The organism is Pseudomonas sp. S3_A09 (assembly GCF_054668065.1).
This window is the reverse complement of the sequence record NZ_CP162752.1, coordinates 4,724,168-4,738,566: the sequence shown is the minus strand read 5'-3', so window position 1 is coordinate 4,738,566 and position 14,399 is coordinate 4,724,168. Positions and strand designations below refer to the sequence as shown.

Genomic DNA, 14,399 nt, shown 5'->3' with positions numbered 1-14,399 from the left:
TCTCAGGGGTGAAAGGTTTGCTGAAAATTGGCGTTGATGGCGTAGACCTGTCCGCCGCGGTGAACGGGCTTGTAGCCGTTGCACTTGTAGAGGCCAAGCTCCCCGAGGGGCGGAGTCCAGAGAAAAGCCTTTGCCCCCTTGTGCCGATCAAGGAACGCCTTAATCAACATCACCCGAGGCTTGGCGCCGGTGAAGACGAGCGGCCAGGACTGGGACTGGTTGTTGAGGCCGTCCTCGACTGACTGCTCGTAACCGTCGCCGAACTGCTTGGTGCGGACGCGCTGGGCAACATCCCCTTCCGCGCCCTTCTCCGTTTCCCAGATGAATCGTTCGATGGCCATCAGCGCCCCTTGATTGCTTTGTTGATGACGCCGCCCTGGCGCATGTCCTTGGTCCGCAGCTCCTGATACTTCTGCTCGACGAACGTCGCCAGCTCTTTGCCGAACAGGTCGTAGCCGGGATCATTGGATGAGGACGACGCGTTGCCGTCGCCGTCGATGTGCACCTCGACATTGATCTGCGTGCCGCCAGCCCCACCGCTGCCCATGGCCACAACCCCAAGCTTGCCGCTCGACGTCCGGGTCAACGGCATGATTGCTTCCTCACCAGCTTCGCCCATGACGCCGGTCTTGCCGTTGGCCATGCCGAACGCCGTGGGCTTGCTGACGATGGAGTTGGTGAACGCGCCGCCGTCGGCGAACATCTGCACACCGCCCGACCATGCGCCGCCCTTGGCTTGCGGAAAGTAGGTGTTTGAATAGCCAGCCTGGGATGCACCGAGGTTCGACGACGCGGCACCAGCAGACCCGGCCGCCATTCCATTGCCACCTCCGGCAGCGCTACCACCGAGGTAGCTCGCTGCCGCCCCCACCAAACTGCCCAGCAATGCCGAACTCGCCTGACGCGTAGCAATGCGCGCCATATCCGCCAGAATCGACTTGGTGAAGTCAGCAAACGACAGCTTCCCGGTCATGGCGAAGTTGACGATCGAGTCCTCCATGGAACTGAAGGCGTTACTGAACAGACTTTTGGTCTGGCCGGCAATGTTCTGCGCCGAATCCAGGTAATTGTCCCAGGCCGCCGTGGCGCCCTTCGTCCAATCGCCCTGGGCATTCTCCACATCCGCGTAGTTCTGCCGGATCTGGTCGGTAGCCGCCTTGTTAGCGTCCGCGAGCGCCTGCGATTTACGCTTGAACTCTTCCTCCGACATGTTCCGCGATGGGTCGGACTTCTGGTTGGCCAACTCCAGCGACTGCTGAGCGAACCGATCTTGCTGGCTGTTCAGCTCACCGCTGAGTGCGTTCTGGCGATCGCCCTGCCCAACGCCGATAACTGCACGTTGGCCGGCAAGCTCCAGGGCGCGCTGTTGTTGCCCGAGCGCCTGCACATATGTGCTGATTGCCCGCTCCTGCTTGGCGAGTCGCCCAGTCTCGTTGGTCGCCAACACCTCAAGCTGGCTGTCAGCATCCTTTTGCGCCTTGACCATCCCTGCGCGTGCGTCGGCGATCTTCTGGTCCAGCTGGATGCTTTGCGCGGCAGACGTGGTTTTCTTACCCTTCGCTGCCTCCAGTGCGGCAATCTCAGCCTCGTACGCCGCCGTGGTTTGGTCGAGCTGATTGCCAATCAGCGCCTGGCGCCGCAGCAGATAGTCTTCCTCAGACAGCAGGCCGGCCTTCTGCGCCGCTTCCAGTTCCTTCTGGTAGTTTTTGTAGGTGTCGGTGATCGCCGCAAGTGCGTTCTTCGCGTCGTTGAAGCTGGTCAGGTCAACTTGGGTCCCGGCGGTTTTCGGGTCTTTGAACTTGTCGTTGATGTTGGCGATGTTTTTGTCGATCGTTGCCTGGGCCAGGCGCGGGTCATTCGGCGCAACCTTACGGATGTCGTCGAGTTGCTTTTTGTAGTCCTTGAGCGCATTGGCCCGCTTCTGTTCATTAGTCCATGAAGACTTGGTGAGCGCGTCGACTTTTTGCATGGACGTGACAGCGGCCTGTTGAGCTTTTGCCTGGTCGCCTTCCAACTTGGCTATTTCAGCCTGCGCCGCCTTTTGGTCCTCGAGCATATTCAGGCGGTTTTGATAGAGATCGATCATCTCCTGCTTGTTTTGGAACAAGCCAACGTCACCCGACTGCGCGCTAGCCAGATCTCGGCGGGCCTGTTCAATATCAGCACCAATGTCTGGGCGCCCGATATTCTTGAGGTTGTCCGCAGCGCGTGCAACCGCGTTGTAGCCTTTCTCCCAGAAACTCAGGTTCTCCAGAATCTTCGGCGTGCGCTCGTTGATCGCATCGGCATATTGCTCAGTCGCCAGCTTTACGGCGCCGGCGTGGTCACCCTGCTCTTCCAACGCGGCAATCTGCGAGTAAACCGAAGCGGTGAGGTAGTGGTACTGCTCGTTCAGCGCAGCAGATGCCTTTACCGGGTCATCGGCGAGCTTGACGAACTCAGCAACAGTCTCGCCGACCGCCTTGCCGGTGGCATCCTGCATCGACACGGCGGCCTGGGTGATCCCAGTGAAGCTCTCGCCGGCGATCTTGCCGTTGTCTGCCAGCAGCGCCAAGACTGCGGCCGCCTGGCCGGTGGTGCCCACGGTAGCGCTGACCTGCCGAGCCATGTCGCCCAACTGTCCGGCACTCACGCCGGCGTAGTTGCCAGTAAGGATCAGTGATTTGTTATAGCGGTCCTGCTCTTCGCTGCCCTTGTAGTAGGCAACGGCGAGGCCACCGACGGCTGCAGTGGCCAGGGCCAGCGGGGCCAGGATAGCGAGCAGTCCAGCCGCACCAGCGCCAGCACCGGCGCCCAACTGAGCCACGGCACGAACGCCGCTACCCCAATCCCCCGACGACAGCGCGTTGCCCAACTGCACAACGTTTTCCTGCGCCTGGCGGGTGCCGAGGCGCAGCTTGTCGAAACCGGTGGTGGTCTTTTCGAGCTTGGCGTAGTCCTTGTCGATCTTGCTCAGGGCAGTGTTGTACTGGTCCTGGCTGATGCGGCCGGCGTCCAGGTGTTTGCCCAGTTGCTCGACCTGTGTATCCAGCTTGGCCAGAGCGCCGCGAGCAGGGTCAATCGCCCCCAGCAGGCTGTTCAAGGCCTTCTGCTCATCCATCGCAGACTTGGCCAGGGCAATCTGCTGCTTGTCGAGCTGTGCCGAGATCTTCGCCGCCTCGGCCTCGCCATAGGCGCCGGTCTTGGTCAGCTTGGCAAGAGCGTCACGCTGCTTTGCCAAGTCCTGGGTGGTTTTGGCACTGGTAGAAATTGATTTCTCCAGCGCCTGCATTTCGTTCATCAGCGAAACGGCGGACTGCTCGGCCCGGCCGCCGGCCTTCGCCATTTCATCCAGACTCGTTTTCGCCTGGATTGCATCGGCCGAGTCGATCTTGACGCCGAGTTCTGCAATGTTCATCGACTCACCTTGAATAAGTGCCCGCGGTTACGGGCTGTTTTCCCTCTCCTCCGCCATGACGCGCAGAGCCTCTCCTTCCAGCACCTGGAGGTCTGGGAAGATTTCAGCGAGTTTCTTTTTCTTGATGCCGAGGAAGCCGGCCACGTCGCGGATGCAGCTGTAGTCGAGACCGATCGCGCCGCCGGCGCCTGCTCGCCACTGGGTGGACATTCGGTTAAAAAGAAGGAAGGCTGGCCAGTTGCAGGGCCAGACCTCCACTTCTTCAACCAGGTCGCCATGGGCAAGGCCAAACATCCCGATAATCGCGTCGGGCACGCTCGGCGAGTACATGGCGCGGGCAGCGTCGGTCAGTTTCCCAGTCGGGCCTGGCTGTAAGCGCCTTCGTAGGCCTTAACGACTGCCTCGGCGGCACCCTGGCAGGACTTCACGAATGCGACGATGTTGTCGTCGCTGTATTCGTCATCGAAGCCCCAGCCGACTACCAGGTCCTTGATCTGCTGGGTTTGCTGCTCGGTGTCCACGGCAACCACTTCCGACCAAGAAGGCTTGTCGCCCAGCGCGGCCCGCGCCTTGTTCCGCGCCTCGTTCCATTCATCGAACAGAGCGGCAAGCTCGGTGCGATCTCGGTACTTGAAGGTGAATTCGACCTTCTCGGGTTCGCTGCCGACGATCGGGATCAGCACGGGCGCATTGAACGTAGCCTTTTGCGCAATACGGATCTTAGCCATGGGTTACACCGCCGCAGTCAGGTAGCGGGTCGGCTCGGCCTGCAACGCCAAGCTGACGGTACGAGTCAGCAGGTTGTTACGGGACACCGCTGGCTGCTTGGAGAACGACGTGTAGGTGCCGTACAGCAGGGTGTCGTTACCGGGCAGGTTCAGGCGCGCCGCTTCGATCTGCTTGCCGGCGTCCGCCTTCATCAGCACCCCGTTGAACGCCTGGGCCGGGTCATCAGCGATGGTGAGCACCATACTTGCCGCTGATTTGTCGGTGGGGATCTGCTTGCCCTGGTCATCCTCGAGGAACACCACATCCAGGTAGTTCTGTTCGCCGCCGGAGAAGGCCACGTCGGAGATTTGCGGGATCTGCACCCAGGTCAGCACTTTGCGCATCGTGCCCGCGCCGCCCGCTGCCGGGAAAACCTGAGTATCCGTGGTGTCGATACCTTCCAGGGTGATAGCCGTCGCGGTGGCCGCCTTCACGCGCGCCACCTTGCTATCCAGCTTGCTCCAGCCAGACGTCAACAGAACAATATCGCCGGCAGCGATGGTGCCACCTACAACGGTGGCGACCGCCTCGGCAGCGTTGCTGATGGCAGTGAACGCCAGTGCGGTCGCGTAGGTTGCGGCGTGCTGGAAGGTGCCGCCGTTCGGGAGTTTGTAGCCCATGGGGTATTTCCTCTTTGCAGATGTGAAAAACCCGCTCAATGGCGGGTCTCTGGGTTTGCCCAATGGGCGGGATCAGTTGGTGTCGGCTCGGTACAAGAGCGAGACTGGAACGGTATAAGTTGAATCGCCTGTGATGCCGGGCCCTGGGTCAACTGGCGACATGGTCACCACGGTGACGGCGCCCTGCGTGTCCCTGGCGTATAGCGGGAACAGGTCAACCAGTTCGGTGGTTATAGGGTTGGTCTTGGTCTTGCCGGTGCTCGCCGGCGCGATGATGCTGACCTGAAACACGCCGGTGAACAGACGGTGATCACCGCCGAGCGTGTTGCTCGCCGTGTCGCCCGGGATAGTGAAGGCTCGCAGGTAGGTCTCGCCCGCCGCCGGCGTGTACGCCGTGTTCTCGAAAACGATCTTAAGCTTCTCCGACCTGCCAGCATTCCAGGCGATCAGCTTGGCCTCATAGATCGAGGCGATGATTGCGTGACTCATACCTGGTTGTTCCTGATGGCCTCTAGCACGATCTGCTGGAAGCGAGCCACGGTTACCCGGACCATGCCGCCGGGGGCCTGGGTCGAATGGCCGAACTCCAGCGGGATGGCATAGGGCAGGTTGTTGATGATGTAGGCCATCTGGCCGGCGGTGAAGTCGCTCATCGCAGCAACAAGCGCCGCTGTGGTTTCGGTTCCACTCGGGTCTACATCGTCGAAGGTGACACTCTCGACAACGCCCAGCGAGATGTGCCAGTTCGCGCGGAACCGGCCACCGACGTAGCCCTCGGGCGCTTTTACGTCCATGCCGTCGTTGAGCTTACGGCCCGTCTTCAGCCTGCCACCCTTCGTGAGGTTGGCCGGATCACTGCGCAGCGCGCTGTTGTGATCGTCGACGGCTTTGTTGTACTGCGTCGCCACTGCGTTCTGCGCCCAGATCTCCGGGTTACCCACGGGGGACATGCGAATCAGGCTGCTGCCCACCTCGATGATGATCTCGCGCACACTGGCGTCGATGGCTTCGCTGGTCTGGGCGGCGAACTCGGCCAGACTCAGGGCGAAGCTGCCGGATTGTCCGGCGCCTGCGCGGCTCACGACCGTACCTGCAGCTCGTACAGGATCGGTGTGCCGGCGGGGTTGATCTCTTTCAGCGGAGGTACGATTGACCAGGTGCGGCCTTGGGCGGCCACCTTGTCGAGCAGCCCGGGCACCCAAGCTAATCCCTGCGGGGCGATCTTGAGCTTTTTGTCGCCCTGCCTGATGAGGCTGTTGTTTTGGAACTCTTGGCCGGTGAAGTCGAGCAGGATGCCCTGGGCGATTTGCTCGACGGTTGCGCCCGGCGCCTCGCCGCCCAGCTCCGGGTCGTACTCGCCAGGCTCCGTCTTGCTGATGGTCACTGCCTGGCCGAACTCTGTGATCATCTCCAGAGCCATCACGGCCATTTCGTCGTAGAAGGCCATGGTGGCTCCAGATGCATATGCGTTATTGGGCGGTTACTATCGACAGCTCAACAAGCCGCCGGAAAAGAAAAGGAAATCAAGATGACCACTGAAAATCAGCACGCACTCGAAGTCATTTCCAGGATGCGCAGTCTGTGCTCTCAGGCCAATGACTTAATGGCATTGCACGCAGGTAAATCCAGCTTCAATCGACTGGAGAAAGATAAGCTTCAGCAGGGGTTCCGATCTCTCAAGGAGGAACTGAAGCGGTACGCAAAAACTGGAACGATCGATGGAAAAAAGCGCGATCGCACTGAGCTTGAAGAGTTTTATTTTGAGCCCGCAGTAAGCACTGCTGCAGCTAATATCCTGGTAAGCGTGAATGCTGACCCAGCTTCACAGGCATGGTTCTCCTGTGTCTACGGAATTCAAACGGACGTCGGCCATCTACTTTCTCAACTGACAGAACAGTTTCCAAACTAGGCCCGGACAGCGAACAGCCCGCGCTTTTGCAGGTAATCCGCAAACTGCGTAGCACTTGGCCGATCAGGTGCCGCTGGCAGTAGCCGGTTGCTGGTGTTTGGGATCGCCGCGTACTGCCGGGTCACCGCACCTTCGACACGATCCAGCAGCACGGCGCCTTTGCGTTTTTCCACCGGGTCGATATCGTCCTGATGGATTTCTGCGGCCAGGGCCATCTGCCCGTACTGGATCCTCGCCGGAAGGTAGTTGTTCGGCTTGATCTCGTGATCCAACAGCACTTCCCGACGCGGCCAGGCCAACGCCTGCTCGCTGCTCATCTTGCGGCCTTTCCAGGTCTTGCCATCCATCGCCAAGGCGGCTCGGCGCAGCAAAGCTTCTTGCTCGGGAACGCCCCCAGGGATGACCGTGCCGAATTTCACGGCATACAGGGCCAGATCCTCCGCGCTCGCGTAACTTTCGGCATCAGGCTTGCCGGTTCCGTCCTCGATGATGAGTGTCATGCGTTAACTCGCTGGAATGGTTTGAAGATTGGCTGCCGGATCAACGACAGCCAGCAGTATTACTCCTTGCTCAGCTCAGCTACGAGCTTTTCCAGGGACTCTTTCGAGGCATTAGCCCGGTACTGGACCTTGGCCTCATCGAGCGTTGCCTTCAGCGCCGCGATTTCTTCAGCCTCATCACTCGGCGGTTTAATCGAGCCATTCTTCAGGGCCCCAATCTCTTCGCGCAGCGCGTCGACAGTCAGGACCAGGCCGTCACGCTCAGTGGTAAGCTCTCCAACCGAAGCATGGATGTTTCCGAGTACATCAAACAAGCGCAACGCCAGTTCGCCGGACTCTGGACGATGGATTTCGCCAGCTTCCAGCCCGTCAACAAGGATCTGGATTGATCCATGCTCAGCACGCAAAGCTGCCATGGCTTTTACCAATTCGGCCTGGTCTGCCGCACCAACAATCTGCACCCGCTTGGCTTCCTTCACCGACACATCGATGCCGGCTGCTTCGTACGCATTGACCACGCTCGGCCAATCGCCAATCACCAGCACACTTGTCACACCCGCTTCGGGCTTATCGAAGTGTTCCGGATTGCGATAACGCTTCTCCGGGTCGAAGCCGCTCAGCTGGTTGCTGTAAGTCAGTTCCATGTGTTTCTCCAAGGCGGCCATTGCTGACCGCGCGTTAAGTTTGAGGCTTAGCCGCCAGAGACAGGAGGCGTCGCAGTGAGCTTGATCATTACGCCGGCGGTAACCTTATTGCTGCCCGCGTGCTTGACCCAGTTGGCAGCAGAACCGACCGCAGCCAGGGTTGGGTTGGAACCGCCAGTAGTGGCTTTCCAGCTGTAACCCAGCACATCGATGTTCACGGTGCCTTCAGCGCGGTAGCCGATGCTCAGGTTTTCTTCGTCGTTCACTTCGTAGGAACGGAAGCCCGGGGCCTGAGACTCAGTGATGGTTACCGCGTTTGGCAGCAGGCCGAAGATCACGTCCGCCGGCGCGGTATCGGTCACCAGTACAGGCTTGCCCAGGGTGCCAGGCAGGCCGCCGTAGATCACGACACCAGCTTCTTCGTAGATCTTGTTGGTGATCGCTTCGTCGACGATGTCGAAATAAGCACTGGAGTGCATGACCCACAGAGCGATACGGCCGAACTTGTCGCCGAACTTGCGCATGCCGCGGGTCAGCGTCTTCTTGCCGTCGGTTTCGATGTTGGCCGAAACCACCATGTCAGCGTTGGAACCGATGGCAGCGCGCAGACCAGCGGTTGCGTACTGGATGAAGCCTTCCAAGGTCGCATCAGCGACGTCGGCACCGACGATCTGGGAGAACTCCTCGACCGGACGACCGCGGCGCTTGAACGCCTCTTCGGTGGTCTGGTATGGACCGTACTTCCATGGAGCTTTGACGCCAACAGCTTCGCCGGCGGAGATCTTCTTGGCAGTTACCTTGCCGTCAGAGTTGACGTCGCGGTGCTCCAGAGAGCCGTTCAGCTTGTAGAGAGCGCGCTTGCGGAAGTCGCCTTCGATCAGTTCATTGTCCAGCACCATTGCGCCGTTGGACGATGCGTTGAATACATCCAGGTTGTCCTGGACACGCTCCAGGTATGCGGTTTGCGCCTCATCGTTGTAGATGATCAGGTCGCTGTTAACGGTTGTAGCCATGGATCAATCCCCTTACTTGGGCAATGCGAGATATGCGGTTTGGCCGTGCTTGCGCTGAAAGTCGCGCTTCTGCTCGGAGGTCATTTCGGAGCGCTTGAATGCAGCCTTGCCGCCACCCCCGCCCGGGGCGAATGTCCCTGAAGCCCTTGGCCACAGATGAGGTGCGCTTTCGCGCAGAGATTCCGCCCATTCGAGCGGAGTCAATGGGGTTTTGCCGTCTTTACCGAGGATGACCTGGCCGGATTCATCAACGGCGACTGCATCGCCATCTTCGTTAAGGGTGAACACGCCTTTGGCGCGTAGGATGATGTCGTCTGTTGCTTCGGGGAGAGCACCAGCTTTCAGTGCGGCACCGCGTACCGAGTCGCCCAGGACTTTGCCCTGGAACTTGGCGGCGAAGGATTCGGCCTTCTCGGCACGCTCGCTGATGGCCTTCAACTGCTTGTCGTAGTCACCGCGCAAACGCTCGGTGCGGCGATTGAACACCTCGTCCACCTTGCCCTCGGTCAGCAGCTTGGTTTCTTCGTCCTGGCCCGCGCGACTGAGCAAGCCTTTGACGGCGTCGATGTCGATGCCTTCAAACTGGGTTTCGAACTGGGTCAGCTTGGTGGAGGTGTCCTTCAGCTTTCCCAGCAGCTCGGTATTTTTGGTTTTCAGCCCGGTAACAGAGGCTTCAACGGCAGTCGCGATAGCGGCCTTGATTGCCGGGTTTTCCAGGTCGATTTCGTTTTCTTCTGCCACGTTGATTCACCCCTTGGGTTTGGTCGCCCGCTTTGCAGGCATAAAAAAACCCGGCTCATGGCCGGGCTTTGTATTGAATTTAGCGTCTTGGTATCCGCTCTGACTCAGGAACACTTTGATTGATGCGCTTCAGCATCGGCATCAACGCTCCATGAAGGCCTGTCTTGGTAGCTTTTCGAGCGGCGAGCTGCGCTTGAATGAGGTGACCTGGCCCGTTGTAGATTTCCTCGAACGTGCCGTCTCTATTCATTCGAATGCCCAGGTAATAGTCCGGCACATGATGCACGGGGAATGTGAGGCTGGTTCCGAATGTAGTTTTGATCTGCACGTTACGACCATCATCCGTGACCGCATCATGATGTTTGGTTAGCCCTTCATTGAGGGTCAAGCCATAAGCCAGGCTCGCAACCACCTCTCCAATGTCGCCGACCAAGCGGCCATCCGGCGTGAATGGTTTTCCGGGGTACGCTTTCTGGAGCATCGAAACGGCTTCGAAGAGCCCTTTCAGTGCCTGCTCTATTTGTCCCTGAATTGCTTGATCCATGATGGCTCCTTGATAAGAGCGATCATCCTATATCAGATCCCTGCTCGCTCGAATGCGAGTGGCTCAAGCCCTTTCATCTGCACCAGGGTCAGCGGCGAGAAGTTGCGATCAAGCTGCAGCTCAGCGAAGCGCTCGACGGTCAGTCCGCCCTCCCGGAACAGCTTGGCCCGGACAGGACCGATGGCGACGTCCTGGAACGAGGCCGGCTGCTGCTGGAGCCAGTGGTAGTAATCGAGGTCAGCACTGACCTGCTGCCCGCCATCAGCACCCACCGAGGCACGCGTTGCGCCCTTGGCGAACATCGCGCTGAGCTTAGTCAGCAAGATGAACGTGGTTCGGCAGTTCGGGTGGAACGGCGGCCTTGGACCGGAATCCACCGGAAACTTGCGCTTATCCATCGAGCGGCACAACTGGCTGGTCTTGCTATCCAACGTGGCCACCATCTGGATCTCTTGCACGATGTCCGTGTTGGCCTTGGCCACCTCCATCCGGGCCTGGGACGACACATGCTGAATAGCGGTGTGCACGACCGTGCTGGCATTGCGGTTGGTGGTAGCCAGGATGCCGTCTTTGTACCCTGCTGCCTTGGTGCCGCGAATGTTGCGGATGATCTGGAAGTTCGTCTGCCCTTCGAAGAAGCCCTGCCGGATGGTGCCGGTGACACGCTCACGCTCGGCGCCTGTCCAGCCCTTGATGAATGCCTTCAGCAGCTTTCCGCCGCCGGTGCCACGCACGCTGATCGGGTTCGTCAGCACTGCACTCCGAATTGCCGCAGCTGTAGGAGCCACCACATCAAGCGTAACGCCCACCGGGGCCGACTTGGCCAAGCTTGTCGCTTCGAACTGCGCTTCGTAATTGGCGATGTCGATCAAGTCGAGGTTTAGCTGTGCGCTGTAGCGGTCGAAAATGCCCAGCAGCAGGCTATCCACTTCCTTGAGCAGCGCCTCCAGGCGCTTGACGTTGTACTCGGTCAAATCCGACTGGGTCAGCCGGTCGCGAATGGAACGGTCAATTTCCTTGAGGAAGGGAGCGAACTTGCCCACCTCCCCCGCCTTCAGCTTTTCGAGGAAGACCGCGTGCCGGATCGTGGCATCAAGGATTGCTTGGTTTGCCGCCATTTGGTGTGTCCTCGTTGTCCAGACCCAGGCCGTCCCCCTGCTCTTGCAATTCGCCATCGATCTGCAGGTCTGTCCGTTCTGGCGCGATCAGGCCCAACTTACGCAGGTATGCCCGAAGATCTGCTTTCGCAAAGCCGCCGTTCTGCCACAAGCCGACCAAGGCCGTGATCATCTGCGGATCAGCCGTGAGCTCTACGAATTCTTGGTTGACCTGGTAGGCGACCTTCTTTTCAGCGATGCCCATGTAGGCACAGCACCACATGATTGCCCGGGTGTATGCCTCGCTGACGTTTGCAACACAGCCGGCCAGCACCGAAGTGGACGCCGATTGGTCGCCGCGTGCCTCGGTTGCCGTCTTGGACGACAGAGACGCCACGACCATCCGCGCCCCGAGTTCGATCATCATCTGGTTCTTGTCGTTCATTGCCTCCTTGACCAGCGTGTTCGGCAATGGCTGCGCGTAACCGAACTGGCCGCCGGCCGGCAGCATCATTGGTGCCCTAGAGCCGACGTAAACGCCGTTCTTCTCCATCCAGTCGCGCCACTGCTCGTCCAAGCCAGAAATCCATGGCTGGGCCTGACCACACCAGAAGACGCTGTCTTCGTAATCGGCGCTGTTCCGGTAATGGCCCAGGTTGATCATGGCGATATCGTACAGCGGCGACTCGTCGATGCTTGGATCGTTGTTCTGCGCGCCGACGAAGGTGAACGGGATCTCCTTGAGGCGACCGGTTACGCCTTCGGGTTTGAACTCGTCGATGACTGCTAACGGCCCACCACCTTTAGGTCCGGACCTACGCCAAACACGGCAGACGAAACCGTCATCCTCCAGCGCCAGTTCCCGGTACTGCTCAGCTGTCTTGTAGCCGAAGCCGTCAGGAATCTCAGGCGATTCGCGAAGCACCACAAGCGTCAGCACGCTGTGACCGTTCACCATACCTGTGCGCCAGTTGATGATGTCTTCGGCGCAATAGGACAGGATCACCGAGTGACCGCCGATGCCGTCGTCCTGGTGATAGTCGACGTATAGCCCGTGGCGGCCAGCCTCAAGCACCTTTTCAAGCGTGCCCTGGGAGTGCTGGTAGATGCTCACCCCGGAGCCGTTGGCGTTGTCTTGCAGGTACTCCAGTTTCTTCGGCACTGTCAGCGTTGGATCTTTGTGAAAGGCCAGGCCCAGCAGCCCGTTACGGGTGTGCCCGGTGGCGTTCTTGAACACCGCGCGCTCGCGGTAAGCTCGATTCCTGTCTTCGTTCTCCGGCGACTTATCGTGCGCGTTGATGTACGGGAGCCGATCGACAACCCGGTGCTGACCGGCACAGACGTCGCGGACGGTAGCCCAGCGGCCCAGCGCTTCGATGTATTCCGCCCGCTTGAAGGAGACGTCGTTGCTCATCGGGCGTATCCCATTTTAATAGCGGTGACCGGTTTTATGATTGGGTACTCGCGGTGGATGAAGTAGCCGCCGGCGTCGTTCGCGTGATCGATGCCGGCGGTTTTATCTGGCTCCCCGTTCGCGCCCCACACCTGTTGTTCCAGGCCATCGGCGTAGGTCGGACAGGTGAGCGAATTGATCAGGTAGCGGCGCTCGCCCTGCGCATTGCAGAAGACGGCGTTCATTGCGTTGATTCGATCTTTCACCGGCGGGTTTGCCGCTGGAGCGATGACCGCAAAGCCGGCCTGCTTGAGCATGGCCAGGTCAGTGATGCTGGCGTTCACGGACTTGCGCGAATCACCCGAAGCGTCCGGGTAGATCCTGATTTCGCAGGTCTTCTTGAAATCGTTGCCATCGTGCTGCCAGTAGCGTTCCTTGATGCGTCGGATCATGTCAGGCGTGTCATAGCCGTCGATCAGCTCATCCACGGCCCTGGGCAGCCCCTGGTCGCGCTTAACATGGGTAATTGCCGCCATCTTGCCGACGTTGAAGTCCATTCCGATGAACAGGGGCTCACCAGGCTGCACTGTGTCGAAGCACCCATTGAGCTTGCGGTCGTAGGCTGTGTAGATCGTGCCAGACGTCAGGTTGACAAACTGCCCACGGAGATAGGCTTGAATCAATTGCGGCGGATACGACTCCATCAGAGATGCGATGTAGTCATCCGGCAGGTTCAGCTCGTTATCGAACGTGCTGGCCTGTACCAGGCCGTACATGTCGTTCAGCACAGGCTTGTCACGCAGCTGTTTCACGAACTGCTGGTAGACGAACTTGAAGCCCTCAGGCGTGGTAGTGACGTCCACCCCGTTCTTTAGTCCAGGCAGGTTGTAACGCATCCGGGCAATGATCTTGCGCCAGGCCTGCTGAGCCTTCAGCAAGCTCATCACGTCCAGTTCATCCACAAGGGCCTGACCGATCTTGAAGCCGACGATGGTCTGGGGCTTCTCCATCGAGCGGCATATCACAGTGCCGCGGTACTGCCGGCCGCTGTAGATGTGAACTTCGTGGTTTGCCTGGTTGATCTTGGTCTTAAGCCCCCAGTCGTAGGCCACCTCATCCATGGTCGGATAGAAGATGTCCCGGATCTGCGGGTAAGTCGGTGCAAAGTAGCCAGCGTTAACGCAGGGCCACTCCATGAAGTGCTTGCTGAGTGCCGAGCAGCCCACCCAGGTCTTGCCTGAGCCGAACCCAGCCACGAAGGCACGGAATTTATGAGGCAGCGTGAGGAACTGAGCCTGCGGAACATTAAGGCTCGGCATTCGGCTTCCTCGCATCCACCACGTCGACCTGGATGCGGGTCGGGATTGCTGGTTCTTCCCCAGCCTCTTCTTTTCGAGCCCTGTTGACGTAGATGTCACCGGTTTCTTTCGCGGCCTGCTCCAGGATCTGCATTGCCAATCCGATGTTCTTCATCGTCTCGGCCTTCTCCACAAAACGGTTCATGACGCGGAGCCGGAAGGCACGGTTGGCGATCGGGATGTCAGCTGTCTCTTCACGGAATCGCGTTCGCGTGTCCTGAAACAAGGTCGCCCACTTAACTGCTAACCCCTTCCCCGCAGCCTTGGTTGGGTCGTGCGTCTCCACCTGCTGGCGGCTCACCACAACCCCGTATTCGTTCTTGACGGCTTCCACCACCTGGGATGGGGTGTCAAAGCACGCCAGCGCCTGAACGATGAAGCTCTTCACCTCATTTTTCAGGGCTGCCATAAATTC

The 14,399-nt window shown here is 59.5% G+C and carries 18 protein-coding genes; 1 reads left to right on the top strand and 17 read right to left on the bottom strand.

The window, feature by feature from the left end:
- Positions 1-2 precede the first annotated feature (2 nt).
- The 8 genes from AB4N92_RS22270 to AB4N92_RS22235 form a co-directional block, all read right to left on the bottom strand.
- Positions 3-341 (bottom strand): phage tail protein, encoded by a 339-nt coding sequence (locus tag AB4N92_RS22270; protein ID WP_183703351.1) that lies wholly within the window; start codon positions 339-341, stop codon positions 3-5.
- Positions 341-3,397 carry a phage tail tape measure protein gene (locus AB4N92_RS22265; RefSeq protein WP_460128246.1) on the bottom strand — a complete coding sequence of 1,019 codons (3,057 nt, stop codon included), beginning with the start codon at positions 3,395-3,397 and terminating at the stop codon, positions 341-343. Before AB4N92_RS22265 ends, AB4N92_RS22270 begins: the two co-directional genes overlap by 1 nt.
- Before the next feature lie 27 nt (positions 3,398-3,424).
- On the bottom strand, positions 3,425-3,727 hold the full coding sequence (locus AB4N92_RS22260; RefSeq protein ID WP_460128245.1) for a DUF1799 domain-containing protein: 303 nt from the start codon (positions 3,725-3,727) through the stop codon (positions 3,425-3,427).
- Between the two features lie 17 nt (positions 3,728-3,744).
- Complete coding sequence (locus AB4N92_RS22255; protein ID WP_042572017.1) at positions 3,745-4,125, bottom strand: phage tail assembly chaperone; 381 nt, start codon at positions 4,123-4,125, stop codon at positions 3,745-3,747.
- A gap of 3 nt (positions 4,126-4,128) precedes the next feature.
- Positions 4,129-4,785, bottom strand: a complete 657-nt coding sequence (locus tag AB4N92_RS22250) for a phage tail protein (protein WP_460128243.1) — start codon at positions 4,783-4,785, stop codon at positions 4,129-4,131.
- 72 nt (positions 4,786-4,857) lie between these two features.
- On the bottom strand, positions 4,858-5,274 hold the full coding sequence (locus AB4N92_RS22245) for a phage tail terminator-like protein (RefSeq protein WP_460128241.1): 417 nt from the start codon (positions 5,272-5,274) through the stop codon (positions 4,858-4,860).
- Positions 5,271-5,867 (bottom strand): hypothetical protein, encoded by a 597-nt coding sequence (locus tag AB4N92_RS22240; protein WP_460128239.1) that lies wholly within the window; start codon positions 5,865-5,867, stop codon positions 5,271-5,273. Before AB4N92_RS22240 ends, AB4N92_RS22245 begins: the two co-directional genes overlap by 4 nt.
- Positions 5,864-6,232, bottom strand: coding sequence for a hypothetical protein (locus AB4N92_RS22235; RefSeq protein ID WP_460128238.1), 369 nt, complete (start codon positions 6,230-6,232; stop codon positions 5,864-5,866). The genes AB4N92_RS22240 and AB4N92_RS22235 overlap by 4 nt, the downstream gene beginning before the upstream one ends.
- An 81-nt stretch (positions 6,233-6,313) precedes the next feature.
- Here AB4N92_RS22235 and AB4N92_RS22230 point away from each other — a divergent pair, with 81 nt between their 5' ends.
- Positions 6,314-6,694 (top strand): hypothetical protein, encoded by a 381-nt coding sequence (locus AB4N92_RS22230; protein ID WP_460128235.1) that lies wholly within the window; start codon positions 6,314-6,316, stop codon positions 6,692-6,694.
- Here AB4N92_RS22230 and AB4N92_RS22225 read toward each other — a convergent pair.
- The 9 genes from AB4N92_RS22225 to AB4N92_RS22185 form a co-directional block, all read right to left on the bottom strand.
- Entirely contained in the window at positions 6,691-7,194 is a 504-nt protein-coding gene (locus AB4N92_RS22225) for a DnaT-like ssDNA-binding protein (RefSeq protein ID WP_460128233.1), read from the bottom strand. The genes AB4N92_RS22230 and AB4N92_RS22225 overlap by 4 nt on opposite strands.
- Before the next feature lie 59 nt (positions 7,195-7,253).
- Positions 7,254-7,838 (bottom strand): hypothetical protein, encoded by a 585-nt coding sequence (locus AB4N92_RS22220; RefSeq protein ID WP_460128231.1) that lies wholly within the window; start codon positions 7,836-7,838, stop codon positions 7,254-7,256.
- A 47-nt stretch (positions 7,839-7,885) separates the two neighbouring features.
- On the bottom strand, positions 7,886-8,851 hold the full coding sequence (locus tag AB4N92_RS22215; protein WP_460128228.1) for a major capsid protein: 966 nt from the start codon (positions 8,849-8,851) through the stop codon (positions 7,886-7,888).
- Positions 8,852-8,863: 12 nt separating this feature from the next.
- Positions 8,864-9,592: a hypothetical protein gene (locus AB4N92_RS22210; protein ID WP_166589390.1), complete on the bottom strand. Its 729-nt coding sequence runs from the start codon at positions 9,590-9,592 to the stop codon at positions 8,864-8,866.
- A 79-nt stretch (positions 9,593-9,671) separates the two neighbouring features.
- On the bottom strand, positions 9,672-10,136 hold the full coding sequence (locus AB4N92_RS22205; RefSeq protein ID WP_241912441.1) for a DUF6998 domain-containing protein: 465 nt from the start codon (positions 10,134-10,136) through the stop codon (positions 9,672-9,674).
- Positions 10,137-10,168: 32 nt separating this feature from the next.
- A complete protein-coding gene (locus AB4N92_RS22200; protein ID WP_460128225.1) occupies positions 10,169-11,254 on the bottom strand; it encodes a minor capsid protein in 1,086 nt (361 codons plus the stop codon).
- Positions 11,229-12,647, bottom strand: coding sequence for a DUF4055 domain-containing protein (locus tag AB4N92_RS22195; RefSeq protein ID WP_460128223.1), 1,419 nt, complete (start codon positions 12,645-12,647; stop codon positions 11,229-11,231). Before AB4N92_RS22195 ends, AB4N92_RS22200 begins: the two co-directional genes overlap by 26 nt.
- Positions 12,644-13,945, bottom strand: a complete 1,302-nt coding sequence (locus tag AB4N92_RS22190; RefSeq protein ID WP_460128221.1) for a terminase large subunit domain-containing protein — start codon at positions 13,943-13,945, stop codon at positions 12,644-12,646. The genes AB4N92_RS22195 and AB4N92_RS22190 overlap by 4 nt, the downstream gene beginning before the upstream one ends.
- The gene (locus AB4N92_RS22185) at positions 13,932-14,393 is read right to left on the bottom strand and encodes a DUF2280 domain-containing protein (RefSeq protein WP_460128219.1); all 462 of its coding nucleotides are present in this window, start codon (positions 14,391-14,393) and stop codon (positions 13,932-13,934) included. Before AB4N92_RS22185 ends, AB4N92_RS22190 begins: the two co-directional genes overlap by 14 nt.
- Positions 14,394-14,399 lie beyond the last annotated feature (6 nt).